Origin of the sequence: Pseudomonas sp. HR1 (assembly GCF_030175875.1) — a bacterium.
GTDB lineage: Bacteria > Pseudomonadota > Gammaproteobacteria > Pseudomonadales > Pseudomonadaceae > Chryseomonas > Chryseomonas oryzihabitans.
The window spans coordinates 579,077-603,780 of record NZ_JASNRF010000002.1 but is presented as its reverse complement, the minus strand read 5'-3'; the positions used below and the strand labels follow the sequence as shown (position 1 = coordinate 603,780).

Below are 24,704 nucleotides of genomic sequence, written 5' to 3'. Positions count from 1 at the left end.
TTGGTTGTCAGGAAACCGACCGGGCGGCATAAGTTTAGTTCGCCCGGTTATGACGGGCGGTCTCGCTTGCCCCTGTCTACCACCAGGTTTCCAGCTGCACGCCGAAGTTGTTGCCGTGACGGGCATCGCCGAAGGCGCCGCTGTCGGACAGCGCCGTACCGGCCACGGCAGCATCCTGGGCACCGCGGTTCCAGCTGGCGTAGGTCCAGTAGAGGCGGATCTCCGGCCGGTCCATCAGCCCCATGCCGCCCAGCGCCAGGGTCGGCGCCACGGTGACCTTGTTCAGCTTGCGGGTGGCGCCGCTGTCGGGATGGATCTGGTCGTGGCCGAACTCCACCTGCAATTTGAACAGACGGGTGAAGGCATAGCTGGGCCGCACGCCGAAGGAGTACCAGGTCTGGCCGCCATCGCCGGGGGCGCGGTCGCGCTGATAGAGCGCCAGCAACTGGCCGCCGAAGCGCGGGGTGAGCTGCCAGCGCGGCGATTCGAGCACGCGCAGGCTCTCGTAATCCCTATCGGCGGTCAGGCTGCCGGTCGCGCCCAGGCCGGTGCCTGGCCCGCGACCGTATTGCACGGTGAAGACATTGACCCCGCCAAAGAATTGCGCCTGTTTGTGCTCGGCGGTGGCCGACCAGCCGCTGTGGGCATTCTGTACCTGACCGGCGCGCTGGATGTAGGACAGCCCCAGTTCGATCTCGCCACCGGGATTGGTCTTGATGCCGCCCAGGTTCAGGTCGTGGCGGTTGGCCTTGTCCGGCTGGTCGATGTTGTCTTCGCGACTGAAGGCGTAGCTCAGCCGCAGGCCGCTGTCGCCCAGGCCATAGTCCTCCACGCCGAAACCGGTGCCGCTCGGATTCCAGTAGTAGAAGTCGTTGATATGGATGTCGTGACGTTTGTAGTAGCGACGCCCGGCCCAGAGACCACCGCCATTGAGCGCCGGCAGGCTGAGACTGGTCCAGATCTGCGGCAGGCGCACGTTGCCGTTGTCGCCGCTGAAGGTGGGGGTCTGGTCATAGACGTTGTAGAGGCTGGCCATGCCGTGCACCTTGAGTTCGGTGCCATCGACGCCCTTGTACAGGGTCTGGTGCAATTCGAGTTCCCAGTAGGTCTCGCATTCGTTACCCAGGCGGTACTTGGCGGGTGCGCCGGGCAGCTGGAAGCAGCTCTGCTTGCCGCCTTCCGCGGAGCCGCCGACACCCACTCGGCCGTAGCCGCTGAATTCCAGCGCCGTGGCGGTCAGCGGCAGGCTGCCGGCAAGGAAGGCAAGACAGCAGGTGGTGCCGGCCTGGCGGAGAACTCTGGTCATCCCGAAAATCCCTGTGTGGTTGGCGGACGCCGATCGGACCTGGGCCCGGCTCGACAAGTTGCGCGAATTTCCCAGCCGATCAAGGACTTGCCTTGGTTCGAAGGCACGGATCAAGACCGCCGAAAGCGGCAGCCTAAAGAGAATGGTTGACGGCCACGGCTCCTGCTGGCGACGCTTGGATTTTGCCTCAGGGAAAGTATTACAAAATGAAACCGACGCTGCTGATGGCCCCGCAATTGCCCCAGGGACTGGTGACCCGGCTCGAAGCCCACTACCGGGTCCTGGGGCCCTTTCCTTCGGCCGATCCCGCGGCGCTGCCCGCGGGGGCCGAGGAGGCCGTGGCGCTGCTGACCATCGGCGGCCTGCCGACCCGCGCCGCGCTGCTGGATACCCTGCCGGCGCTGCGGCTGGTGGCCTGCTACGGCACCGGCTACGAAGGCGTGGAACTGGACGCCTGCCGCGCGCGCGGTATCGCCGTGACCACGGCGGGTGATGCCAATGCCACCGCCGTAGCCGAATTCGCCTTTGGCCTGGTCCTGGCCAGCGCGCGCCGCCTGCTGCAGGGCGATGCCTTCGTCCGCAGCGGCCGCTGGCAGGGCAACGCCGTCGAGCGCATGCCCCAGGTCCCGGGCCTGGCCGGGCGGCGCCTGGGCATCTATGGCCTGGGCGAGATCGGTCGGCGCATCGCCCGGCGTGGCGCAGCCTTCGACATGGAGATTGGCTACTTCAATCGCTCAAGGCGGGAGGGGCTGGACTATGCCTATCACGGCAGCCTGCTGGAGCTGGCGCGCTGGAGCGACGTGCTGGTGGTGGCGGTCCGCGCCAGCGCCGAGACCGTGGGCGCGGTGGATGCCGAGGTCCTGGCCGCGCTCGGCGCCGAGGGCCATCTGGTCAATATCTCTCGCGGCAGCGTGGTCGACGAGGATGCCCTGGCCGACGCCCTGGAGCAGGGGGTGATCGCCGGCGCCGGGCTGGATGTCTTCGCCCGCGAACCCGAGGTGCCCGAGCGCCTGCGCCAGCAGCCCAACCTGGTGCTCAGTCCCCATGTCGCGGCCAATGCGGCCTCGGCCCAGCAGGCCCAGCAAGAGGTGATGCTGGCGAATATCCAGGCCATGCTGCAGGGGGGCGAATTGCGCAATCGCATCGCCTGAGCCGCCGGTCGGCTTGGGTTGTGGCCCCGGATGACCCCTCCCATATTGGGCGCATGACCTCGAATTCGCCTGCCGCCGTCCTGGCGGACTTCCACCAAGCGCCGCGCAGCTGGTTCACGACGCGCTTTCCCGCCCCGACCGAGGCTCAGCTGCAGGCCTGGCCGGCCATTCGCGCCGGTGAATCGGTGCTGGTGGCCGCGCCTACCGGGTCGGGCAAGACGCTGACCGCCTTCTTCGCCGTGCTCGATGGCCTGGTGCAGGAAGCGTTGCAGGAGGGTGGCCTGCCCGAGGCCTGCCTCTGGCTCTATGTGTCGCCGCTCAAGGCCCTGTCCAACGACATCCGCCTCAATCTCGAAGAACCCCTGGCCGGCATCGGCGCGGCGCTGGAGGCGCGGGGGTTGCCGCCGCTGGCCTTGCGCACGGCGGTACGCACCGGCGATACCCCGCAGAAGGAGCGGGCCGCCATGCGCCGGCGACCGCCGCACCTGCTGGTCACCACCCCCGAATCCCTCTATGTGCTGCTGGGTTCGGATTCCGGGCGACGAATGCTGGCCAGCGTCCGCGGCGTCATTGTCGACGAGATCCATGCCATCGCCGATGGCAAGCGCGGTAGCCACCTGACCCTGAGTCTGGCGCGTCTGGAGGCCCTCACGGGCCATCCGCTGCAGCGCATCGGCCTGTCCGCCACCCAGAAACCGCTGGCCGCCGTGGCCGCCTTTCTGGTCGGCCGCGACGCCCAGGGGCAGCCCAGGCCCTGCACCGTCATCGACATCGGCCACCAGCGCGCCCGCGACCTGGCGCTGGAGGTGCCGCCCATTCCCCTGGAGGCGCTGCTGTCCACCCAGGCCTGGGAGCTGATCTACTACCGCCTGGCCGAACTGGCCGAGGCGCACCGCACCACTCTGGTGTTCGTCAACACCCGCCGGCTGGCCGAGCGCATGGCGCGCCAGCTCTCGGATCGCCTCGGCAATGCCCAGGTCGCCGCCCACCACGGCAGCCTGGCCAGGGAGCAGCGACTGGACGCCGAGCAGCGCCTCAAGCGCGGCGAATTGCGCCTGCTGCTGGCGACCGCTTCCCTGGAGCTGGGCATCGACATCGGCGAGGTCGATCTGGTCTGCCAGATCGGCTCGCCGGGTTCCATCGCCGCCTTCCTGCAACGGGTCGGCCGCGCCAATCACCAGGTCGGCGGGCTACCCAAGGGACGGCTGTTTCCCACTTCGCGCGACGACCTGGTGGAGTGCGTGGCGCTGCTCGACTGCGTGCGCCGGGGCGAGCTGGATACCCTGCACATCCCCGTGGCGCCGCTGGACGTCCTGGCTCAGCAACTGGTGGCCGAGGTCGCCTGCCAGGAGTGGTCGGAAGCAGGCCTGCTGGCCGTACTGCGCCAGGCCGAACCCTATGCCGCGCTGAGCGAAGCCGACTACCGGGCAGTGGTGGAGATGCTCAGCCAGGGCTATACGGATCGCCGCGGTCCGCGCGCCGCCTATGTCCATCGGGATGCGGTCAACGGACTCCTGCGCGGCCGTCGGGGCGGCAAGGCGACCGCCGTGATGAGCGGCGGCACCATCCCGGAAAGCGGCGATTTCAGCGTGCTGCTCGAACCCCAGGGCCATACCGTCGGTAGCGTCAACGAGGATTTCGCCTTCGAAAGCCTGGTGGGCGACGTCTTCCAGCTGGGCAACACCGCCTACCGCATCGTCAAGATCGAAGGCAGCAAGGTGCGGGTGGAGGATGCCAAGGGCCAGCCGCCCAACATTCCCTTCTGGCACGGCGAGGCGCCGGGGCGCAGCGATGAGCTGTCGGCGGGTCTGGCGCGGCTGCGCGCGGAACTCGAACCCCTGCTGCCCGGCGCCGACGAGCCGCCCGAACCGGCCATCGCCCGCATCGGCGCGGCCTATGCGCTGGCCGAGGACGCAGCGCGCCAGCTGGTGGACTATCTCGGTCGGACGCGCCAGGCGCTAGGCGCCTTGCCGACCCAGCAGACCCTGGTGATGGAAAGATTCTTCGACCAGGCCGGCGGCATGCAGCTGATCATTCATGCGCCCTTTGGCAGCCGCATCAACCGTGCCTGGGGCCTGGCCCTGCGCAAGAGATTCTGCCGCACTTTCAATGTCGAGCTGCAGGCGGCGGCGACCGAGAACGCCCTGATCCTCTCGCTGGCCACCAGCCACAGCTTCGTGCTCGATGAGGTCTGGCGCTATCTGCATCCGGCCACCGCCGAGACCGTGCTGATCCAGGCGCTGCTCGACGCCCCGCTGTTCGCGGTGCGCTGGCGCTGGAACGCCACCACGGCCCTGGCGCTGCCGCGCTTCAGCGCCGGGCGCAAGGTGGCGACCCAGGTGCAGCGCATGCGCAGCGAAGACCTCCTGGCCACGGTCTTTCCCGATCAGGTGGCCTGTCTGGAAAATCTCGCCGGCGAGCGCCAGGTGCCGGAGCACCCACTGGTCCGCCAGACCCTCGATGATTGCCTGCACGAATCCCTCGACAGCCGCGGTTGGCTGGCCCTGCTGGCGCGCATCGCGGCGGGCCAACTGACCCTGCTGACCCACGACCTGCCCGGCCCTTCGCCGCTGGCCGCCGAGGTGCTCACGGCCAAGCCCTATGCCTATCTGGACGACGCGCCCGTCGAGGAGCGGCGGACCCTGGCGGTGCAGAATCGCCGCTTCGGCGGTGCCGATCCCGACGAACTGGGCGCCCTGGATCCGGCGGCCATCGCCCTGGTGCGGGAGGAAGCCTGGCCGCGGCTGGAAAGCGCCGATGACCTGCACGAAGCCCTGCTGGGCATCGGCTTTCTCACCGAAGCTGAAGTCGCACCGCAGCAGACCCAGGCGCGCCAGCTGGTCAAGGCCGGGCGGGCAGGGCGGCTGCGGCTGCCGGCGGCGACCCTGTGGATCGCGGCCGAGCGACTGCCATTGTTCCAGGCGCTGTTTCCCGGCGTCGCCACCGAGCCGGCGCTCGAGGCGCCGCCGGGTTTCGCAGCGCCCGCGGATGCCGAGGCGGCCTTGGTGGAGCTGCTGCGCGCGCGCCTCACCGCCCTGGGTCCGGTAGACCAGGATGGACTGGCCGCCAGTCTCGGGTTGCCGTCGGCCCAGCTCACACCGGCGCTGCTGGCCCTGCAGGGTGAAGGCTATGTCCTGCAGGGACGCTTCACCGCGGCGGACAGCGCCGGGGAATGGTGCGAGCGCCACCTGCTGGCGCGGATCCATCGCTATACCCTGGGGCGGTTGCGCAAGGCCATTGAGCCGGTGGCCCTGGCCGATTACCTGAGATTTCTGCTGGAGCACCAGCATCTGACCGGTCCGGCGATCCTGAGAGGCAATGAGGGCCTGGAGCAGGTGATCGGCCTGCTGGAAGGCTTCGAGGTCGCCGCCGCCGGCTGGGAAGGCGAGATCCTGCCCAGTCGCCTGCCGAGCTATCAGTTCACCTACCTCGATGACCTCTGCCGCGCCGGTCGCGTGGTCTGGTTGCGCCTGCCCCAGGCGGGGCGCGGAGGCGGCGGACCGGTCAAGGGTTCGCCCATCGTCCTGCTGCCGCGCCGCCACCTGGCCGACTGGAACAGCCTGACCGAGCCCGCCGGCAGCGAAGTGCTGTCACCCAAGGCGCAACGGGTGCTGGAGGTGCTGACCCACCGCGGCGCCTCCTTTTTCGATGAATTGCTCGGCGAGGCGCGCCTGCTGCGCAGCGAGCTGGAGACGGCCCTGGGCGAGCTGGTAGGGGCCGGTGCGGTCAACGCCGACAGCTTCGCCGGCCTACGCGCCCTGCTGCAGCCGGCGGCCAAGCGTGGCAGTGGTCGCAGCGATTCGCGCCGCGGGCGCATGGCGCTCTATGGCGGGATGGAGGATGCCGGTCGCTGGGTCGCCTTGCGGCCCGCCGAGGCGCCGGACGAGGCGCGGCTGCCGGATGCGCTGCTGGAGCGGCTGGTCGGGCTGCTACTGCGTCGCTATGGCGTGCTCTGCTGGCAGCTGCTGCAGCGTGAGAGCGCCGTCCTGCCGCCCTGGCGCGATCTCCTGCGCGCCTGCCATCGCCTGGAAGCCCGCGGCGAAATCCGCGGCGGGCGCTTCATCGCCGGTCTGTCCGGCGAGCAATTTGCCGATCCGGCGGCCATCGCACCCCTGCGTGAGTGGCGCCAGCGTCCGGCGGAAGATCTCTGGGTGTGCGTCTCGGCGCTGGATCCGCTCAATCTGGTCGGCACCCTGCTGCCCGGGGCCAAGGTGCCCGCCGTGGCCGGCAATCGCCTGCTCTATCGCGACGGAGTGCCGATCGCCACGCGGGTGGGAACCAGGGTCGACTGGCTGGTGGAGCTGGACGCAGGAGAACAGGTGCGGGCGCGGCAGGCGCTGCAGCAACTGGGACGGGAACGGCCCCAGGTCGGCATCGGGCGCAGCCTGCTGCGGCAGTAACGACTAGAAGAAGGGGTGCGAGGCCTTGAGCATCAGGGCGCTGTCGCAGTAGGTGTTGTGGCCCGAATACACCGAGCAGTCGGCGCCTCTCAGGCTGGTGCCGCTGTAGGTCAGGTTGAACAGGGTATTCACCCACTTGCGACTCAGATTCACCGACCAGTCGTTGAAGCTGCGCACCATGCCGCCGCTGTCGAGGGTCGTGGGTACGTCCAGCACATAGTTGGTGTACTTGAGCGAGACACCGGTCTTGATCAGCGGCAGGGTCCCCAGGTCGGCATAGACCGAGGCATTGTGGCGCCCCGGGTCATTGGCGAAGGCGGCGCCCAGGCGCTTGCCATAGACGGTCATCCCGGAATACAGCTCGCGACTGGGATCGACGTTCTGGATCAGGTTGCTGTAGTTGATCACGCCCAGTTCGTAGCCATAACCTGGGGCGAAGCGGTGCTTGTAGCCGGCGTAGGTGTCCATCTCCAGCAGCGGCGCTTCCGCGGAAGAGGCGTTGTTGGTCGTCCACTGGCCGAAGTACAGCCCGCTGTCGTGGGTGAGATCGAAGCCACCGCCCATGCCGGCGGAGTTCGGTGCGACCAGTCCCTGGGCCATGCTGCGTGACGGCGCCGTGCCCATCTTCAGATCGAAATCCCCTACCTCGCGCTGCATGCCCCAGCTGGCCGCCAGCGCCGGACTGGCCAGCAGCCCTAAAACGAGGAAGAGAGGTAAGGATCTGGTCATGGGAGCACTCCTGCCGTGCCGGTCACGCTAACTTGAGAAAGGATGTGATGGGGATAACAACAAGCAGGGAGAACATCGAGGTGCGAACACCCTGATGACATCGTTGTTATTGGATGAGAAACCGCGGCTAACCCGTTATCGTCCCTCGATGATAACCAACGAAGAGGGTATTTTTTCGCCATTCGTCAGTTTTCAGATCGAGAATTGAACTCGTCGTTAGGCTCCAGACCGTCGAATTTGATATGGGTTCCGATAACAATCGGCAACCGACTGCTCTGCGAGCGAGCATCCACGCGGCCGCTGCCGTCCAGGTAAAAGACACACTTTTTGACAAAGCGCAGCCCTGTTGCGACGAACAACCGCACGCCAGTGGATTGAATCGACAGGGAAAGGCTCAATATTGTGGAGGAAGGCAGCACATGCTGCCCACCCTGGCTGTCCCTGACTGAGCGCTGGCTCGAGGAGTTTTCATGAACGACCGTATACAAGCTCTGATGCTGGACCTGCTCGCCCGACTCGGTCTGGTCAAGGCCATCCCGATTCCCAGTCGCGAGCGCGAGCAACTGGCTGCCCAGCGTCGTCGTCAGCAGCAGCGCCGCTGAACGCGCTGATGCGAATCCGAGCGGCGGGCGCCGCCGGGTTCGCGTAGGGTCCCCGGCCGGGGACCCGGGCTTACTTCAGATTGCCGCTGAGAAACTGGCGCAGGCGTTCGCTCCGCGGACTGACCAGCACTTCGCTCGGCGGACCTTCTTCCTCCACCACCCCCTGGTGCAGGAACAGCACCTGGGAAGACACCTCGCGGGCGAAGGCCATCTCGTGGGTCACCATGAGCATGGTACGACCTTCTTCCGCCAGGGCGCGGATCACCTTGAGCACCTCGCCGACCAGCTCCGGGTCCAGGGCCGAGGTGGGCTCGTCGAAAAGCATGATCTCCGGTTCCATCGCTAGCGCACGGGCGATGGCGACCCGTTGCTGCTGACCGCCGGACAGGAAGGCGGGGTACTGTTCGGCGACTCGGGCGGGCAGGCCGACCTTGTCCAGGTACTTGCGTGCGCGGTCTTCGGCTTCCGCCTTGCTCACGCCCAGGGCCTTGCGCGGCGCCAGGGTGATGTTGTCCAGCACGCTCAGGTGACTCCAGAGATTGAAGTGCTGGAACACCATGGCCAGGCGGGTGCGCAGATTCTGCAGCTGGGCCGCATCGGCCACCCGGACGGCGCCGCGATCATCGGCCATGCGAACGGTCTCGCCGTCCAGGGTCATGGTCACGGCGTTGGGCTGCTCGAGGAAGTTGATGCAGCGCAGAAAGGTGCTCTTGCCCGAGCCACTGGCGCCGATCAGGCTGACCACATCGCCGGTCTTGGCCTTGAGCGACACGCCCTTGAGCACTTCGTGGTCGCCGTAACGCTTGTGCAGGCCTTCGACGGTCAGTTTGTACATGGATAGGGATTCCACAGCAGAAAAGGGGTAGGGATCACGGCGAGAGCAGGTAGCCGCTGCGATAGGCCTCGGTGCCCGCCACATGGGCGATCACCATGCCGGCGGTGGCCATGCGGCGATTGGAGCGCGCATAGAGGATGCCGGCGACCGCGCTGCGCACCTCTTCGACGCGATCGCTGATCGGATCTATGACGTGCGCCAGCACCTGGCCGACCGCGATGCGCTCGCCCACCTGGGCCTTGAGCACCAGCACACCGCCCTGGGTGGTCGCCACCGGCTCCACGGCCGCCAGCGGCGTGGCCGGTTGCAGCAGCGGTGGCAGCGGGGCGGCGGTGCCGCTCAGGAAGCCCTGGTGGCGCAGGTAGTTGACGATGGCCTCGGCATCCGCCGCGGCGAGATCATCACGCACGTCCAGTTGGCCACGCAGCTCCAGGGTCACCGACAGGCTGCCCAGGGGCAGGCGCTCGCCAAAGCGCTGGTTGAGATTCCACCAGAGCAGGGTGAAGCATTCATCGAAGGACTGGCCGCCCGAATCGGTCGCGAGCAGGCTGGCTTCGGAACCGAAGTAGCGCGCCAGCGGCTCGACCTGGGGCCAGGCTTCCGGCGTGGTGTAGAGGTGGGCCACGGCGTCGAAATCGCAGTGCAGGTCGAGCACCACCTCGGCGTCGCAGGCCAGGCGCTGCAGGGTCAGGCGCTGACTGTCGAGCTGGGTGGTGGCGGATTCCGCGGCCAGGGCCGTGCGGAAGGCCTCGCGCACCAGGGCCTGGTTGGCGGCCACGTCATCGCCGAGGCGCTCGGCGATGACGGCCTCCACCTGGGCGGTCATGTCGCGGAAGCGGCGATTGAAGTTCTGCCCCGTCTCCAGCTCGTAGCGACCGAGGTGGACGTCGGCGACCTGCTGGTCCTGGCCGATGGGGTTGGCTACCGGCACCAGCACCACTTCCGCCAGCAGTTCACCGGCGGCTTCCAGCGCCTTGAGGCGCTGCTTGAGGTGCCAGGCGGTAAGCATGCCGGGCAATTCGTCGGCATGCAGCGAGGCCTGGATGTAGACCTTGCGACCGCTGTCGGCGGGGCCGAAGTGGAAGCTGTGGATGCAGCGCTCGGTGCCCGGGACCGGGGCGACCAGCGGATGGGTGAGATGGCGCATGACAACTCCGGGGCCGCGCCGGGCGCGGCCGCTTGGGTCAGTGGGTCGGGCCGAGGAAGGCCAGCCAGCGGCGCTCCGCCAGGCGGAACAGGCCGATCAGGATGAAGGACACCGCCAGGTACAGCAACGCGGCCAGGCCGAAGGCCTGGAAGGTCAGGAAGGTGGCGGTGTTGGCATCGCGGGCGATCTTGAGCAGGTCCGGCACCGTGGCGGTAAAGGCCAGGGTGGTGGAGTGCAGCATCATGATGACCTCGTTGCTGTAGAACGGCAGCGAGCGGCGCAGCGCCGAGGGCAGGATCACGTGCACATAGAGGCGCCAGCCGTCCAGCCCATAGGCCTTGGCCGCCTCGACCTCGCCATGGGGCGTGTTGCGGATGGCCCCGGCGAAGATCTCGGTGGTGTAGGCGCAGGTGTTCAGGGCGAAGGCCAGGATGGTGCAATTCAGGCCGTCGCGAAAGAAACTGCCCAGCATCGGCTGGTCGCGCACGAAGCCCAGGCTGTAGATGCCGGTGTAGCAGATCAGCAGCTGCAGATAGAGCGGGGTGCCACGGAAGACGTAGGTATAGAAGCCGATCGGCCAGCGCAGCCAGCGGCGCTCCGAGACCCGGGCCACCGACAGCGGCACCGAGACGATGAAGCCGATCACCACCGAGGCCACCAGCAGCCAGAGGGTCATGGCCAGGCCGGTGATGTGGTAGCCGTCGGTCCACAGCAGCGGTTTCCAGTATTGCTGCAGGAGTTCGATCATCGCTTGGCCTCCCGCACGCCGACGTGATAGCGCCGTTCCAGCGCCCCGAGGATGGCATTGGTCACGGCGGTGATGAGCAGGTAGATGACGCCGGCGACGATCAGGAAGTAGAACAGCTTGAAGGTGCCCTTGCCGGCCTCCTGGGAGGCGCGGACCAGATCGGCCAGGCCGATGATGGAGACCAGCGCGGTGGCCTTGAGCAGCACCTGCCAGTTGTTGCCGATGCCGGGCAGGGCGAATCTCATCATCTGCGGAAAGGTGATCAGGGTGAAGGTCTGCCAGCGGGTCAGGCCGTAGGCCAGGGCCGCTTCGCCCTGGCCGCGCGGCACCGCGAGGATGGCGCCGCGAAAGGTCTCGGTGAAGTAGGCGCCATAGATGAAGCCGAGGGTGGCGATACCGGCGGCCATGGGATCGATGTCGATGTAGTCCCAGCCCATGTAGTCGGTGAGGGCGCCCAGCCAGTTCTGCAGGCTGTAGAAGATCAGCAGCATCAGCACCAGATCGGGCACGCCCCGGATCAGGGTGGTGTAGCTCTGGGCGATGAAGCGCAGGGGTGCGAGGCGCGACAGCTTGGCCGAGGCGCCGAGCAGGCCGAGGATGACCGCCACGATCAGCGCGAAGCCGGCGAGCTTGAGGGTCGTCAGGGTGCCTTCCAGGATCAGCGGGCCGTAGCCATGCAGGCTGAGCGTGCCCAGTCCGATGGACTGCAAGAAGGAGTCGAAGGAATTCTGCTGCATGCGTCTTGGGAGAATCGCCTGGTGAGGCCGCGGGCGCCACGAGCGCCAACGGTCATACGTAAAACGCCCCCGGTGGCACCGGGGGCGTCTGCCGAACCGACCTTACTTGGGATCGTAGAGGTTTAGGTCGCCGAAGTACTTCTTCTGGATCTTGTCGTAGGTGCCGTCGGCGTGGATGGCCGCGATGCCCTTGTTGACGAAGGTCTTGAACTCGTCGTTGCCCTTGCGGATACCGATGGCGGTATCGGCCGGCAGCAGCTCGTCGTGGATGGCGGTGTTGGTGTAGCCTTTGCCCTGGGGCGACTTCATGAAGCCACCTTCGGCCTGCAGCATGTCCTGCATGGCGACGTCGATACGACCGGACACCAGGTCGGCATAGACCTGATCCTGGTTCTGGTAGCTCTGGACGTTGACGCCGTTGGGCGCCAGCTTCTGCTTGGCGAAGGTTTCCTGGATGGTGCCCTGCTGCACGCCGACGGTCTTGCCCTTCAGGCTTTCCGCGGTGGCCTGCAGGTTGGCGCCTTCCTTGGTGACCATGGAGGAGGGACCCGACCACAGCAGGTCGGAGAAGTCGATCTGCTCGGCACGCGCCGGGGTCTTGGTCAGCGAGGACAGGATGCCGTCGAACTTGCGCGCGCGCAGGCCGGGGATCAGGCCGTCGAAGTCACTCACCACCCACTTGCACTTCACTTCCAGCTTCTCGCAGATGGCGTTGCCCAGCTCGATGTCGAAGCCGACGAAGCTGCCATCGGCGGCCTGGGATTCGAAGGGCGGATAGGTGGTATCCACACCGAAGCGGATCTCTTTCCATTCCTTGGCCATCGCCGAACCGGCGGCCAGACACAGGGCGAGCGCAGAGAGAGTCAGCCAGCTTTTTTTCATGTCGGATCCTAGTGCGAATGTGGATGAAATCATGGCGCCAGTACGACGCCCGTGCCCTCGCGGGAGCAATAAGCTTACCAGTCGGCGAAGATCGTCCCAAATCTGTACGCGGTTGCCGCGTTGGTTACATCCTGTAGCAGCCGACCCAGCCAAGCGGCGCGCATTATGCACCGGAAAGGCGCGGCTTTCCTGCCCGTGGCGGACGAACGCACTGCTTTGGGTCTAAAAAGACACGCGTGCGCCAAAGGTGGGCAGAAAGGTAGCAGAAGACCCGATTCGATAAGACATCGTATCTGCTCGGTAGCAATAGCGGCGTGCGGCTGTGTGCAAAGGAAACGGGAGCGAGGCGAGATGACCGGTCGGGAAAAGGCGATGACCTCTGGCGTGCTCTACCAAGTTGGGTTCGACGACAGGCCCGGCCACGGAGACTGCGGCTTTCTGCCGCGACCGCTGGGGACAGGCCGGCACAGCTACCACAAGGCATTGGGCTAGCCGGTGGCGCGAGGCCTGGGCAGGCTACTGGCGCTGATCGCCCTGGCCGCACTCTATGGGGCGCTGCATGATCAGGTCAGCTATGGCCTGGGACCGGATTACTTCACCTGCCTGAAATTTCTCCAATTCGGCCTGCTCGACACGGCGCTGGCGCCTCATTGGCGAGCGGCCAGGGTCGGCCTGCAGGCCGGCGCGGTGGCCGGACTGCCGCTGGGCCTGGCGCTGCTCTGGCTGGCCCGCGGGCGGCCTGCCGGTGACCGCTATCTCTGGCGCGGCAGCGCGGCCGTGCTGCTCGGAGCACTGGGCTGCGCCCTGCTGGGCCTGGGCCTGGGTTGGCTCGCCCTGGAGCTGGGCAGCGTCCTGCAGGTGCCGGCCTGCGTGCAGGATCGTCGTGGTTTCCTGCTGGCGGCCTGGATGCACGATGGCAGCTACCTGGGCGCCTTGCTGGGGTTGCTGGTGTTCGCCTGGCGCAACCGACGTCGCCGTTGAAGGCGGGCGAGTCCCTGTTCGACGCCGGCCTCCAGCGCCAGAAAGAGCAGGGCGACCGCGCCGCCGAGCAGGGTGCTGCCGATCCGTTCGCGGGCGATGCTGGCCTCGGGCGCGCCGGCCAGGGCGACCATCAGTACCGTGGTGCCGGTGATGAACAGCGTCTGCAGCGAGTAGCGCCCGTCCTGCAGCAGATAGGCACCTGCCGCACACAGCAGGCAGGCGCCGGCCAGGACGGCAGGGGTGTCATCGAGCCAGACCACCGCGCCCGCCAGCAGGCAACCGGCCAGGGTGCCGCCCAACCGGCCGAGGCCGCGCCGCCAGGTGTCGCCCAGGCGCGGCTTGAGCACCAGCAGGGCGGTCATGGGCGCCCAGTAGCCGTGACCGTACTCCAGCAGGCCGGTCAAGGTCTGGCAGAGAGCGACCACGGCGGCGGCATAGAAGCCGTAGCGGCCGAGGCGAAACCTGTCCGCGAACAGCACCACGACCTCGTGGAGGTGGGCTTTCAGGGAGCCGGTGCGCAGCCGCCACTGGGAGCGGTAGAGCGCCTTCTGCACCAGGGCGAAGAGCACCAGTTGCAGCAGCCCACCGCCCAGCACCAGACCGCCCCGCAGCAGCGCCTGCTGCAGGTCACCGGGAAAGCCGCCGGCCACCAGCAGGGCCACCGTCCACTGCTGGGTGATCCACCAGGGGCCGTTGCCAACGGCGAACAGCCAGGCACAGCAGGCGGCCCAGAGGGCACCGGCCAGGACCAGCGCCGGCAGCTGATGACCTAGCAGGGAGCCGACCACGGCGGAAAAGGCCATCCCCAGCGCCGCCACCAGCATGGGTGCCAGAGGTTCGGCGGCAAAGCTCTTGTAGGCGCCGAAGCCGACGGTATAGGCGCCGCCCAGGGCCACCACGCAGGGCAGCCAGGCACCCGTCCAGCCGCCGGCGAGCAGGATGATCGCCAACGCCGGCAGGCAGGCCAGCGCCAGGGCCCAGCGCGGTTCCCGAGGGGCCCCTATGTCGCCATCGGCGACCGGCGGCGCGGTCTGACCGGCCATGGGCTAGGCCAGCAGATTCTGCAGGATGTCGAGGGTATCGGCTTCGGCCACCGGCTTGTCGTGGCGCCAGCGCAGCATGCGCGGAAAGCGCACCGCGACACCGCTCTTGTGGCGCTTGGACAGGGCGATGCCCTCGAAGCCCAGTTCGAACACCAGGGTCGGCTCGACGCTGCGCACCGGGCCGAACTTCTCCACCGTGGTGCGCCGGACGATGGCGTCCACCTTGCGCATCTCTTCGTCGGTCAGACCCGAGTAGGCCTTGGCGAAGGGCACCAGGGTGCGTTCGCTACTCTCCGGCGGACCGTCCCAGACGGCGAAGGTGTAGTCGGAATAGAGACTGGCGCGCCGCCCGTGGCCGCGCTGGGCATAGATGAGCACCGCATCCACCGAAAAGGGATCGACCTTCCACTTCCACCAGGTGCCCATGTCCTTGGTGCGACCGACGCCATAGAGCGAATCCTGGGCCTTGAGCATCATGCCTTCGACGCCCAGGGTGCGGGAGGCCTCGCGCTGGCGGGCGAGATCCTGCCAGTCGCGCCCGTGCAGCAGCGGCGAGGGTCTCAGCAACGGGCTGGCGCAACGGGCCACCACCCGCTCCAGCTCGGCGCGGCGCTGGCGTTGCGGCTGGCTGCGCAGGTCGTGGCCCTGCCATTCCAGCAGGTCGTAGGCGAGCAGGATGACCGGCACGTCTTCGAGAATCTTCTTGCCCAGGGTCTTGCGACCGATGCGCTGCTGCAGCAGGGCAAAGGGCTGCACACCGAAGGGGATGGGCGCGGCCGGATCGCGGCCATCCTGCTGCTCGCTCACCTCTTCGCTGCTGAGCAGGGTGTCGGGCGCGGCGTCTTCCTTCCAGACCACGATCTCGCCGTCGATCACGGTGCCATCGGGCAGCGCTTCTGCAAGGGGATGCAATTCGGGAAAACGATCGGTGACCAGGTCTTCGCCCCGCGACCAGATCCACAGCCGACCGTCGCGCTTGACCAGCTGGGCGCGGATGCCATCCCACTTCCATTCCACCTGCCAGTCCTCGGCCGGCCCCAGTTGCGCCTCGAACTGCTCCACCGGCAATTGCAGGGCGTGAGCGAGAAAGAAGGGATAGGGCTGGCCGCCGCGCTGGGCGTGCTCGTCCGGACTTTCCGGGGCGACCAGGCGGGCATAGCCCTCGGCGGTGGGACGGTGGGAGAGATCGGTATAGCCCACCAGGCGCTGGGCGACGCGCTTGGGATCCAGGTCCGCCAGGGTGGCCAGGGCACGGGTCACCAGCAGCTTGGAGACACCGACACGGAATTCGCCGGTGATCAGCTTGATGCAGACCATCAGACTCTGCCGATCCAGCTGGCCCCACAGTGGCGGCAAGCGCTCGGCCAGCTCTTCCGGTGGCAGGCCGCGCAGGGGTAGCAGGTACTCCTCCAGCCAGAAGGCCAGGCCCTCGGCATTGGCGGCATCGGCGGTGGGAATCAGCAGGGCCATGGTCTCCGCCAGGTCACCCACCGCCTGGTAGCTCTCTTCGAACAGCCACTCGGGCAGGCCGGAGAGGGCCATGGTCAATTCGCGCAGCTGCCGGGTCGGCACCAGCCGACGGGGACGCCCGCCGGCGAGGAAATACACCGCCCAGGCGGCATCGGCGGCCGGGGCGCTGCCGAAGTAGTCCACCAGGGCCGCGAGCTTGGCATTGCTAGAGGTGGTGGCGTCGAGACGCCCGTAGAGTTCGGCGAAGGCCTTCATGCCTGGGCCTCCGCGGCGACGGGGGTGTCGTCTTCCTCACCGTATTCGGTGGTGAAGCCCTGGGCGTCCAGCCCCTGGTCGCGCAGGTAGCGCACCAGGGTGGCGACCGAGCCATGGGTGACCATCACCCGCTCGGCGCCGGTCTGCTCGATGGCCCACAGCAGGCCCGGCCAGTCGGCGTGGTCGGAGAGCACGAAGCCGCGATCCACGCCGCGCCGGCGGCGGGTGCCGCGCAGCATCATCCAGCCGCTGGCGAAGGCGTCGCTGTGTTCGCCGAAGCGGCGGATCCAGGTACTGCCCCCGGCCGAGGGCGGGGCGATGATCAGCGCCTGGCGCAACGTAGGATCGCTCTTCTTGAAGTCGCCGGCGTAGTGGGTCTCGGGAATGCGGATGCCGGCCTCGCGATAGACCCGGTTGAGCGGCTCCACCGCGCCATGGGCGAGGATGGGGCCGATCTCCGGATCGAGGCCGTGCAGCAGGCGTTGCGCCTTGCCGAAGGCATAGCTGTAGAGGACGCTGGCCAGCCCCTGGGCCTGGTTGGCGCGCCACCATTGGTTGACCTCGGCGAAGATCTCGGCCTGGGGTCGCCAGCGATAGATCGGCAGGCCAAAGGTGGATTCGGTGATGAAGGTATGGCAGCGCACCGGCTCGAAAGGGGTGCAGGTGCCATCGGGTTCGACCTTGTAGTCGCCCGAGGCGACCCAGACCTCGCCGCGGTATTCCAGGCGTACCTGGGCCGAGCCCAGCACATGGCCGGCCGGATGGAAGCTCAGCCTGACCCCGTGGTGGTCGATGACCTCGCCGTATTCCAGGGTCTGGAGGTTGATGTCGGCACCGAGCCTGGCGCGCAGGATGCCGGCACTGGCCGAGGTGGCGAGATAGTGACCGTTGCCTACCCGGGCATGGTCACCGTGGCCATGGGTGATGACCGAACGTTCCACCGGATGCCAGGGATCGATGTAGAAGTCGCCGGGCGGGCAGTAGAGGCCGTCCGGGCGAGCGATGACGAGGTCCATGGGCGCCGCTCTGCTGGGGGATTACCCATAGGAACGGCGGCTGGGCTCCGGAGTTCGCCGCTCAGGCCTGGGCGGCGAAGCTCAGGGCCTGTTGCAGGGCGGCCTGGCCGACCACCTCGCCGATCACCAGGATCGCCGGGCTGCGCAGCTGGAAGAGGGCGGCGTCCACCTGCAGATCCTGCAGGGTCGAGCGGCACTCGCGCTGGCTGGGCAGGGAGGCGTTCTCGATCATGGCCACCGGGGTGGTCAGGGCCAGACCGCCGTCCAGCAGGCCCTGCTGGATCTCGGCCAGGCGCGCCACGCCCATGTAGACCACCAGGGTGGTGCCGGTGGCGGCCAGGGCCGGCCAGTTGGGCGCGCTGTCGTCCTGGGTGTGGGCGGTGACCAGGGTCACGCCCCGGGCCACGCCTCTCAGGGTCAGGGAGATGCCGCAGGCGGTGGCGCCGGCCAGGCCGGCGGTGATGCCGTTGACGATCTCGCTGCTGACGCCACGGGCGGCCAGCCATTCGGCTTCCTCGCCGGCGCGACCGAAGATGCAGGGATCGCCGCCCTTGAGCCGGGCCACGCAACGGCCCTGGCGGGCATAGCGCAACATCAGTCGATGGATGAAGGCCTGGGGCGTGGAGCGGCAACCGCCGCGCTTGCCGACGCGGATCACCCGGGCGTTCGGGCAGTGTTCGAGCACCGCCGGATTGACCAGATCATCGATCATCACCACCTCGGCCTCGGCCAGGGCGCGCACGGCCTTGAGGGTCAGCAATTCGGGATCGCCGGGGCCGGCACCGATCAACCAGACTTTCCCGCTCATGTAGTGACCTCTCGTATCCAGGGTGGCGACTGTAACGCAAAAAAAAGGCGTCCCGCTGCAAGCAGCTGGGACGCCTTTGTCCGGAGGGTCTTTCCTCGCCGTTGAAGAAAGACCTATGTTGTCTGAGGATTTGCAGGCTTCGTGCCAGTTGCCCCTGCGAGACAAACCCTGGGTTTGCGCGCGCGGGAGACCGTAAAATCGCCCCGTTTCGAGGCGTGCTGCCTCGAAACGGGGCGAATCGTCAGGCTACGGCACCGGGGTGGCTGTGCTTCTCGTAGAGGAAGCTCAGCACCGCGTGGCGATAGCCGTTGTAGCGGGGATCGTCGACCAGGGTGATGCGATCGCGCGGCCGCGGCAGGTCGATGGTGAGGATCTCGCCGATGGTGGCCGCCGGGCCGTTGGTCATCATGACGATGCGATCCGAGAGCAGCACCGCCTCGTCCACGTCGTGGGTGATCATCATCACGGTGTTGCGCAATTCGCTCTGGATGCGCATCACCTCATCCTGCAGATGCGCCCGGGTGAGGGCGTCCAGGGCGCCGAAGGGCTCGTCCAGCAAGAGCACCTTGGGCTCCATGGCCAGGGCCCGGGCGATGCCGACCCGCTGCTTCATGCCACCGGAAATCTCGCTGGGTCTTTTGTGCAGGGCATGGCTCATGTTGACCATTTCCAGGTTGTGCAGCGTCCAGGCATGGCGCTCGGCCTTGCTCTTGGCGCCCCTGAACACCTTGTCCACCGCCAGGGCGACGTTCTCGTAGACCGTCAGCCAGGGCAGCAGCGAGTGGTTCTGAAACACCAGGCTGCGCTCCGGGCCAGGACCGCGGACCTCGCGGTTCTCCAGCAGGATGGAGCCGGAAGTGGGTTCGATCAGGCCGGCGACGATGTTGAGCACCGTCGACTTGCCGCAGCCGGAGTGGCCGATGATGGAGATGTACTCGCCGCGTTCGATCTTGAGATTGACGTCGCGCAGCACCGTGGAGGTCAGGCCGTTGCGGGTGAAGCTCTTGTCGACGTGCTCGATGCTCAGGTAGGGCTGGGCCATGGTGGGAGTCCTCTAGTTCGCGGTGCCGCGGGTGACCAGCCGGCCGATGAGGGCCACCAGCCGGTCGAGCAGGAAGCCGATGACGCCGACGTAGACCAGCGCCAGGATGATGTCGCTGATGCGCGAGGCGTTCCAGGCATCCCAGATGAAGAAGCCGATGCCCACGCCACCGATCAGCATCTCGGCGGCGATGATGGCCAGCCACGACAGGCCCACGCCGATGCGCAGGCCGGAGAAGATGTAGGGTGCGGCGGCCGGCAGCATGATCTTCTGGAAGTATTCCCAGCCATTCAGGCGCAGGACGCGCGCCACGTTGCGGTAGTCCTCGGGGATGTTGCGGATGCCTACCGAGGTATTGATGATGATCGGCCAGATGGCGGTGATGAAGATGACGAACAGCGCCGAGGGGTGGCTGTCCTTGAAGCCGGCCAGGGACAGCGGCAGCCAGGCCAGCGGTGGCACGGTGCGCAGGACCTGGAACAGTGGATCGAGGCCGCGCAGGGCCCAGGCCGACTGGCCCACCAGCACGCCCAGGGCGATACCCACCACGGCGGCCATCAGGTAGCCGTAGGCGACGCGTTCGAGGCTGGCCAGCAGTTGCCAGGCCATGCCCACGTCATTGCCGCCGTTGTCGTAGAAGGGCTGGGTGATCAGCTCCCAGGTGTCGTTGACCACCTGGCTCGGCGGCGGCAGGGCCGCGCCGGGGCGACTGCACAGCAGTTGCCAGACGATCACCAGCAGGGCGCCCACCACCAGCGGTGGCAGGCCATTGCGCAGCACCTGCTGGCCGAAGCGACGCAGACGGGTTTGCGGACGAAAGGTCGCGAGGGCCTTGGGCGGCCGGGTGTGGGCGTTCATCGGCGGCACTCCTTGAGGGATGGTGGACGTCAGGCCTTGAGCGTCAGGCTGGCGAGATAGGCCTTGGGATCGGCGGGGTCGAACACCTTGCCGTCGAAGAAGCTTTCCTTGCCGCGCGAGTTGCCGGCGGGGATGTCGCCGGCCGGGACGCCGATGGCCGCCGCCGCTTCGCGCCAGAGATCGGCGCGGTTGACCTTGGCGATCAGGCCCTGGGCATCCAGGTCGCCGGGTAGATAGCCCCAGCGCTGGTTCTCGGTAATGAACCAGAGGTCGTGGCTCTGGTAGGGGAAGGAGGCATGCTCGTTCCAGAACTTCATCAGGTGCGGACTGTTCTGCACCACCCGGCCGGTACCGTAGTCGAAGGTGCCCTGCAGGCGGCCGACCACGTCCTCGGCGGGCGCGCCGATCCAGCGCCGCTTGGCGCAGATCTCGGCGACCTTCGGCTTGTTCGCCGCCACGTCGCAGTATTGCTGGGCCTCCAGTACCGCCTTGAGCAGCGCCACGGTGGCCTTGGGATTGGCCTGGACATAGTCGCCGCGCAGGGCCAGGGCCTTCTCGGGGTGATTGGCCCAGAGCTCGCCGGTGGTCAGGGCGCTGTAGCCGATGTTCTGCTTGATCAGCTGGGCGTTCCAGGGCTCGCCGACGCAGAAGGTGTCCATGTTGCCGACCTTCATGTTGGCGACCATCTGCGCCGGGGGCACCACCAGGGTGGTGATGTCCTTGTTCGGGTCGATACCGTTGGCTGCCAGCCAGTAGCGAATCCACAGATCATGGGTGCCGCCCGGGAAGGTCATGGCGGCCGAGGTCTTCTTGCCAGCGGCCTGGCGCGCGGCCAGGGCGGTCTTGAAGCCGCTGGCGTCGAGGCCGACCTTCTGCTCCTTGTAGTCGTTTGACAGGGAGATGCCTTGGCCGTCGACGTTCAGCCGCGCCAGCAGCGCCATGGGCAGCGGCTGGCCGTTGGGGGTGATCTTGCCGGAGGCCAGGTGATAGACCATGGGGGTGAGGATGTGGGCGCCGTCGATGCCATTGGCCGCCGAGCCCAGCACCAGGTTGTCGCGGGTGGTACCCCAAGAGGATTGCTTGAGCACCTCCACCTCGGTCATGCCGTACTTGGCGAACAGCCCGAGCTCGTCGGCGACGAACAGCGGCGCCGCATCGGTGAGGGCGATGAAGCCCAGTTTGGCCTTGGTCGTCTCCACGGCATCGCTGCCGGAGGCCCAGGCGGCGGACCTCAGCCCGGGTGGCAGCAGCGTGAGCGCGGCGCCAGCGCCCAGTACGCCGAGCGACTGCTTGAGGAAACTGCGGCGGGGGAGTCCGCGACCGGCCTGGTCATCGTTACGCGAGCTGTCGTCCATCGTCCTTCCTTATTTCGCGGGCACAAAAAAAGGCATCCACTCTCGGCAGGCTTGGGCTGCGAGCGTGGACACCTTCGTCCGGGGATTGCTGTGGGAGCGCGAGGCGCTCGCCAGGACTTTTGCAGGGACTGTGCCAAGCCCGGAATCCCGGGCGATCCAGGCCGTTGCGGTTCCTGGGCGCACAGTCAGGGGGCGTTCCGCTGGCGCGGTGCGCCCTGGCGGCGCATGGAGGGTGCCGAACGGGCCCGGGCAGTACGATGGCCAATACTGATCGGTGAATAGTGCCGACCTAGGGCTCCTGGCCGAGTAGCTGCCGGACCAGTTCGGGCAGCGGTCGCCCGCTGCGCATCGCCAGCCGCTGCAGATGCTGGTGGGCGTCCGCCTCCGGCAGTTGCAGCTGCTGCATGAGCTGCTGCTTGGCGCGCTCCAGCAGCTTGCGCTCGACCAGGGAGCGGCGGGTTTCCTGCAGCTCCGCCTCCACCTCGTGCAGGCGTCGGGTCTGCTCGTGCAGCAATTCGAGGATGCCGGGCTGACCTTCGCCTGGCCGGGCTTCACCCAGCGGATTGGCGGTCAGGCTGAACAGCAGCGGCGTGCTCGGCTCGCGGTCGAGCTCGGCCAGGCGGCGGGACAGCTTGCGATGGCTGTCCAGGTCCGCCCGGGCCTGGGCGATGCTCTTCGCACAGCGCGCGCGGAGTTCCAGGACCAGGTGCTGGGCGACCCCCTGCATGGCGTCCAGGCGGCGGGTATTGAGTTCGAACCAGAGTTCGGCCAGCGCCGGCTCCACCTGGGCACTCGCCGAGGTGCGCTGGGCGACGCCGCGCAGCCGTTCGATCTGCTGCCGCGAGGCGCACTCCTGCACCCCGTGCCAGAGGACCAGGGCCTGGGGATCGGCATGGTCGAGGAAACCGGCGAAGCAACGGGCCTGGCCACTGTCCAGGTCGTCGAGACGGGCCAGCAGCACGGCATCGAAATGACCCTGGGCGAAGCCGACCACGCCGGTCGCCCGGGCCTGGCCCGCCAGTTCCTTGCCCTGCATGAAGTTGAACAGCGCCACCAGGGCCCGGCTGAGACCCGGGTCGCTCGCCGTGTCGGCCGCCTCGAAGATGACCGCCAGCAAGCCGCCGATCAGGTGCGAGAAGGCCGCGGTGGCCTCTTCCATCCCCAGGCGCCGGTCGAGCACGCCGCGCCTCAGACCCGGCAGGCCATCGAGCAGGTGCAGGACACAGGCGATGCGGTTGAGCAGGCGCGGGCGATCCTGGGCCAGGCTGGCGTCGAAGGTGTCCAGGCCTTCGCGCAGACGCGTCTCGCTGCAGCGCGTCGTCGCCGAATGCCGTTCCAGGGCGCTGCGATAGCGATCGCTGCCCGTCCCCAGCAGGATATTGCTGAAGCCGCGCTCGCGCTGCAGGTCATGTACCAGTGCGCTGGCGCCCTCCACCAGTTCGCAGGTCAGGGCAAGCCCCTCCAGTTGCTGCAGTTCGCAACGGCGGGCCGCCAGCATGAAACGCAGGGCAGGGGGCATCTGGCGATCGGACATGGGGCGAGACTCGAGCAGGAGGCTGGCCACTGGCCTGCAAAAGCTGCTCCAGACCGGGACGCCTCAGTGGCGATAGAGCCACAACAGCCCGAGCACCAGGTTGGCCAGAAGCGACAGGGTCGCGACCACCTGCCAGGTGCGCAGCGGATCGCGGTGCAGCAGCGGCAGGGCGCGGACCGCCGGTTGCCGCTCGCCCTGCTCCAGCAGCAGCAGGGCTTCTTCCGCGGTTTCGAAGCGCTCGGCGGGGTCGACCGCCACGGCCCGCTGCAGCCAGTCGTCGAGCCAGGCCGGTACATCCGGACGCCGGCGCAGGACACTGGCGGGCGTGCCGAAGCGTGGGCGCTGGAAGGGCTCCACCTCGCCGTAGGGATAACCACCGGTCAGCAGCTGATAGAGGGTCACCCCGGCCGCATAGAGATCCTGGGCGGGACTCGGCTCGGCGCCTTCGAAGGATTCCGGTGCCCGGTAGCTGGGGGTGCCCGGGCTGTCCTGCAGATCCTGGGACAGTTGCGGACAGTAGGCCAGGCCGAAGTCCAGCAGGCGCAGTTCACCATCCTGGCCACGGTGCAGATTGTCCGGCTTGATGTCGCGGTGAAGGATGTTGCGTCTGTGCAACTGGCCGAGCGCACGCAACAGGCGCGAGGCGACGTCCAGCCAGTCGGCCAGGGCCAGGGGCCCGTCGCTGGTCAGCTGTTGCGCCAGGGTGCGTCCCGGATATTCGCGCTGGACGAAATAGAGGTGGGCGCGCCTTGGCAGCGGATGCACCTCGACGAAGGCGCGGCCGGCAACGCGCCGCAGGAACCACTCCTCCATGAGCAGGGCATGACCGGCCAGGGTGTCGAATTGCAGTGCCGCGGGGAGGGTCTTGAGCAGCCAGGGGCGGCCACCCTCATCGGTGACCCGGTAGAGCAGCGATTGCCGCGACTCGGCCAGGCGCTCCACCACCGTCCAGCCTTCGAAGGCCTGGCCGGGCTTCAGGGCAGGCAGCGGCGGCCAGGTGTCGGCATTGGCCAGGGTATCGGCCAGGGAGATGTCCGGCAGGCGATCGACCCGCACCAGCAGGGCGCTGGCATTGTCCTGGCCGCCGGCATGCAGGGCGCCAGCCACCAGCGCCTGGGCGGTCGCGTCCAGATCGCTGACGCCGTCGACGAGGATGCGCCTCATGCTGTCTTCGCCCAGCGCGGCCCAGACCCCATCGCTTACCAGCAGCAGGGTTTCGCCGGCTTCCAGTTCGCCTTCGCGAAAATCCACCACCAGGTGGTTTTCCAGCCCCAGGGCGCGGGTCAGCACATGCTGCATGCCGGCCTGCTGCCAGACGTGGTCGACGGTGAGACAGGTCAGCCGTTCGCCGTGCCAGCGATAGGCGCGGCAATCGCCGACATGGGCCAGGGTGTAGCGCCGGCCGCGGATCACCAGGGCGGTGAGGGTGGTCAGCAGTGGCTGGCCATTGCCGGCGGCCTGCAGCCAGCGATTCTGCGCCAGCAGCAGTCGTTCCAGCGCCTGGGCCACCGGCCAGGTTTCCGGAGTGGAGTAGTAGTCCTGGGCCAGGGCCTGAAGGGTGGCGCGCGCCGCCAGGCCACCATCCGGACAACCGCTGACGCCATCGGCGAGGGCGAACAGATGCCCCTTGGTCGCCGCCAGCGCCGCGCTGGGCTGGACACTGCGCAAGGCGTCCTGGTTTTCCTTGCGCGGACCGGTCGCAGTGGCTTCGGCGAAGGCGAGTTCTAGGGGCATGGACGGGGCGCCAGGGGAGAGAGAAGGCGAGCGATGCAAAAGCGATACCCGCTCGACCGACGCCCCTGGTC

The 24,704-nt window shown here is 67.8% G+C and carries 20 protein-coding genes; 4 read left to right on the top strand and 16 right to left on the bottom strand.

Annotated elements, in window-relative coordinates:
• Nucleotides 1-76 precede the first annotated feature (76 nt).
• Nucleotides 77-1,306 (bottom strand): maltoporin, encoded by a 1,230-nt coding sequence (locus QKY98_RS10090; protein ID WP_027601917.1) that lies wholly within the window; start codon nt 1,304-1,306, stop codon nt 77-79.
• Between the two features lie 206 nt (nt 1,307-1,512).
• On the opposite strand from QKY98_RS10090, the gene QKY98_RS10085 reads away from it, so the two are divergent.
• A complete protein-coding gene (locus tag QKY98_RS10085; RefSeq protein WP_284670797.1) occupies nt 1,513-2,457 on the top strand; it encodes a 2-hydroxyacid dehydrogenase in 945 nt (314 codons plus the stop codon).
• A 53-nt stretch (nt 2,458-2,510) separates the two neighbouring features.
• The gene (locus QKY98_RS10080) at nt 2,511-6,857 is read left to right on the top strand and encodes a DEAD/DEAH box helicase (protein ID WP_284670796.1); all 4,347 of its coding nucleotides are present in this window, start codon (nt 2,511-2,513) and stop codon (nt 6,855-6,857) included.
• A gap of 3 nt (nt 6,858-6,860) precedes the next feature.
• Here QKY98_RS10080 and QKY98_RS10075 read toward each other — a convergent pair whose 3' ends face one another.
• Nucleotides 6,861-7,586 (bottom strand): TorF family putative porin, encoded by a 726-nt coding sequence (locus QKY98_RS10075; RefSeq protein ID WP_027599811.1) that lies wholly within the window; start codon nt 7,584-7,586, stop codon nt 6,861-6,863.
• 470 nt (nt 7,587-8,056) lie between these two features.
• On the opposite strand from QKY98_RS10075, the gene QKY98_RS10070 reads away from it, so the two are divergent.
• Entirely contained in the window at nt 8,057-8,188 is a 132-nt protein-coding gene (locus QKY98_RS10070; RefSeq protein WP_007158915.1) for a hypothetical protein, read from the top strand.
• A 70-nt stretch (nt 8,189-8,258) separates the two neighbouring features.
• Here QKY98_RS10070 and QKY98_RS10065 read toward each other — a convergent pair whose 3' ends face one another.
• From QKY98_RS10065 to QKY98_RS10045, 5 genes are all read right to left on the bottom strand, one after another.
• Nucleotides 8,259-9,023, bottom strand: coding sequence for an ABC transporter ATP-binding protein (locus tag QKY98_RS10065; RefSeq protein ID WP_007158914.1), 765 nt, complete (start codon nt 9,021-9,023; stop codon nt 8,259-8,261).
• A 34-nt stretch (nt 9,024-9,057) separates the two neighbouring features.
• Complete coding sequence (locus tag QKY98_RS10060; RefSeq protein ID WP_144944552.1) at nt 9,058-10,170, bottom strand: succinylglutamate desuccinylase/aspartoacylase family protein; 1,113 nt, start codon at nt 10,168-10,170, stop codon at nt 9,058-9,060.
• A gap of 37 nt (nt 10,171-10,207) precedes the next feature.
• Nucleotides 10,208-10,918 carry an ABC transporter permease gene (locus tag QKY98_RS10055; RefSeq protein ID WP_007158912.1) on the bottom strand — a complete coding sequence of 237 codons (711 nt, stop codon included), beginning with the start codon at nt 10,916-10,918 and terminating at the stop codon, nt 10,208-10,210.
• Entirely contained in the window at nt 10,915-11,655 is a 741-nt protein-coding gene (locus QKY98_RS10050; protein ID WP_007158911.1) for an ABC transporter permease, read from the bottom strand. The genes QKY98_RS10055 and QKY98_RS10050 overlap by 4 nt, the downstream gene beginning before the upstream one ends.
• A gap of 102 nt (nt 11,656-11,757) precedes the next feature.
• Nucleotides 11,758-12,537, bottom strand: coding sequence for a transporter substrate-binding domain-containing protein (locus tag QKY98_RS10045; RefSeq protein ID WP_007158910.1), 780 nt, complete (start codon nt 12,535-12,537; stop codon nt 11,758-11,760).
• A 495-nt stretch (nt 12,538-13,032) separates the two neighbouring features.
• On the opposite strand from QKY98_RS10045, the gene QKY98_RS10040 reads away from it, so the two are divergent.
• Nucleotides 13,033-13,518, top strand: coding sequence for a hypothetical protein (locus QKY98_RS10040; protein ID WP_284670795.1), 486 nt, complete (start codon nt 13,033-13,035; stop codon nt 13,516-13,518).
• On the opposite strand, the gene QKY98_RS10035 is transcribed toward QKY98_RS10040, so the two are convergent.
• The 9 genes from QKY98_RS10035 to QKY98_RS09995 form a co-directional block, all read right to left on the bottom strand.
• Nucleotides 13,458-14,561 carry an FUSC family protein gene (locus tag QKY98_RS10035; RefSeq protein ID WP_284670794.1) on the bottom strand — a complete coding sequence of 368 codons (1,104 nt, stop codon included), beginning with the start codon at nt 14,559-14,561 and terminating at the stop codon, nt 13,458-13,460. The two genes, QKY98_RS10040 and QKY98_RS10035, sit on opposite strands and share 61 nt — an antisense overlap.
• Before the next feature lie 3 nt (nt 14,562-14,564).
• The gene (locus tag QKY98_RS10030; protein WP_042133461.1) at nt 14,565-16,286 is read right to left on the bottom strand and encodes an ATP-dependent DNA ligase; all 1,722 of its coding nucleotides are present in this window, start codon (nt 16,284-16,286) and stop codon (nt 14,565-14,567) included.
• A complete protein-coding gene (locus QKY98_RS10025) occupies nt 16,283-17,302 on the bottom strand; it encodes a ligase-associated DNA damage response exonuclease (RefSeq protein WP_044340719.1) in 1,020 nt (339 codons plus the stop codon). The genes QKY98_RS10030 and QKY98_RS10025 overlap by 4 nt, the downstream gene beginning before the upstream one ends.
• 61 nt (nt 17,303-17,363) lie before the next feature.
• Nucleotides 17,364-18,110, bottom strand: coding sequence for a uroporphyrinogen-III C-methyltransferase (gene cobA, locus QKY98_RS10020; RefSeq protein ID WP_027599806.1), 747 nt, complete (start codon nt 18,108-18,110; stop codon nt 17,364-17,366).
• A 241-nt stretch (nt 18,111-18,351) separates the two neighbouring features.
• The gene (locus QKY98_RS10015) at nt 18,352-19,152 is read right to left on the bottom strand and encodes an ABC transporter ATP-binding protein (RefSeq protein ID WP_017642296.1); all 801 of its coding nucleotides are present in this window, start codon (nt 19,150-19,152) and stop codon (nt 18,352-18,354) included.
• A gap of 12 nt (nt 19,153-19,164) precedes the next feature.
• The gene (gene ntrB, locus QKY98_RS10010; protein ID WP_284670793.1) at nt 19,165-20,010 is read right to left on the bottom strand and encodes a nitrate ABC transporter permease; all 846 of its coding nucleotides are present in this window, start codon (nt 20,008-20,010) and stop codon (nt 19,165-19,167) included.
• A 29-nt stretch (nt 20,011-20,039) separates the two neighbouring features.
• Nucleotides 20,040-21,365: a CmpA/NrtA family ABC transporter substrate-binding protein gene (locus tag QKY98_RS10005; protein WP_042133469.1), complete on the bottom strand. Its 1,326-nt coding sequence runs from the start codon at nt 21,363-21,365 to the stop codon at nt 20,040-20,042.
• Between the two features lie 289 nt (nt 21,366-21,654).
• Nucleotides 21,655-22,899 carry a nitrate regulatory protein gene (locus tag QKY98_RS10000; protein WP_042133471.1) on the bottom strand — a complete coding sequence of 415 codons (1,245 nt, stop codon included), beginning with the start codon at nt 22,897-22,899 and terminating at the stop codon, nt 21,655-21,657.
• Nucleotides 22,900-22,962: 63 nt separating this feature from the next.
• Nucleotides 22,963-24,633: a bifunctional protein-serine/threonine kinase/phosphatase gene (locus tag QKY98_RS09995; protein ID WP_284670792.1), complete on the bottom strand. Its 1,671-nt coding sequence runs from the start codon at nt 24,631-24,633 to the stop codon at nt 22,963-22,965.
• Between the last annotated feature and the right edge of the window lie 71 nt (nt 24,634-24,704).

Bases quoted from the DNA above. Each gene is read 5' to 3' on its own strand.
- QKY98_RS09995 (WP_284670792.1), bottom strand. From the start codon at position 24,633: ATGCCCCTAGAACTCGCCTTCGCCGAAGCCACTGCGACCGGTCCGCGC.
- QKY98_RS10090 (WP_027601917.1), bottom strand. From the start codon at position 1,306: ATGACCAGAGTTCTCCGCCAGGCCGGCACCACCTGCTGTCTTGCCTTC.
- QKY98_RS10035 (WP_284670794.1), bottom strand. From the start codon at position 14,561: ATGGCCGGTCAGACCGCGCCGCCGGTCGCCGATGGCGACATAGGGGCC.
- cobA (WP_027599806.1), bottom strand. From the start codon at position 18,110: ATGAGCGGGAAAGTCTGGTTGATCGGTGCCGGCCCCGGCGATCCCGAA.
- QKY98_RS10050 (WP_007158911.1), bottom strand. From the start codon at position 11,655: ATGCAGCAGAATTCCTTCGACTCCTTCTTGCAGTCCATCGGACTGGGC.
- QKY98_RS10055 (WP_007158912.1), bottom strand. From the start codon at position 10,918: ATGATCGAACTCCTGCAGCAATACTGGAAACCGCTGCTGTGGACCGAC.
- QKY98_RS10045 (WP_007158910.1), bottom strand. From the start codon at position 12,537: ATGAAAAAAAGCTGGCTGACTCTCTCTGCGCTCGCCCTGTGTCTGGCC.
- QKY98_RS10070 (WP_007158915.1), top strand. From the start codon at position 8,057: ATGAACGACCGTATACAAGCTCTGATGCTGGACCTGCTCGCCCGACTC.
- ntrB (WP_284670793.1), bottom strand. From the start codon at position 20,010: ATGAACGCCCACACCCGGCCGCCCAAGGCCCTCGCGACCTTTCGTCCG.
- QKY98_RS10015 (WP_017642296.1), bottom strand. From the start codon at position 19,152: ATGGCCCAGCCCTACCTGAGCATCGAGCACGTCGACAAGAGCTTCACC.
- QKY98_RS10060 (WP_144944552.1), bottom strand. From the start codon at position 10,170: ATGCGCCATCTCACCCATCCGCTGGTCGCCCCGGTCCCGGGCACCGAG.
- QKY98_RS10025 (WP_044340719.1), bottom strand. From the start codon at position 17,302: ATGGACCTCGTCATCGCTCGCCCGGACGGCCTCTACTGCCCGCCCGGC.
- QKY98_RS10005 (WP_042133469.1), bottom strand. From the start codon at position 21,365: ATGGACGACAGCTCGCGTAACGATGACCAGGCCGGTCGCGGACTCCCC.
- QKY98_RS10075 (WP_027599811.1), bottom strand. From the start codon at position 7,586: ATGACCAGATCCTTACCTCTCTTCCTCGTTTTAGGGCTGCTGGCCAGT.
- QKY98_RS10080 (WP_284670796.1), top strand. From the start codon at position 2,511: ATGACCTCGAATTCGCCTGCCGCCGTCCTGGCGGACTTCCACCAAGCG.
- QKY98_RS10000 (WP_042133471.1), bottom strand. From the start codon at position 22,899: ATGTCCGATCGCCAGATGCCCCCTGCCCTGCGTTTCATGCTGGCGGCC.
- QKY98_RS10065 (WP_007158914.1), bottom strand. From the start codon at position 9,023: ATGTACAAACTGACCGTCGAAGGCCTGCACAAGCGTTACGGCGACCAC.
- QKY98_RS10030 (WP_042133461.1), bottom strand. From the start codon at position 16,286: ATGAAGGCCTTCGCCGAACTCTACGGGCGTCTCGACGCCACCACCTCT.
- QKY98_RS10085 (WP_284670797.1), top strand. From the start codon at position 1,513: ATGAAACCGACGCTGCTGATGGCCCCGCAATTGCCCCAGGGACTGGTG.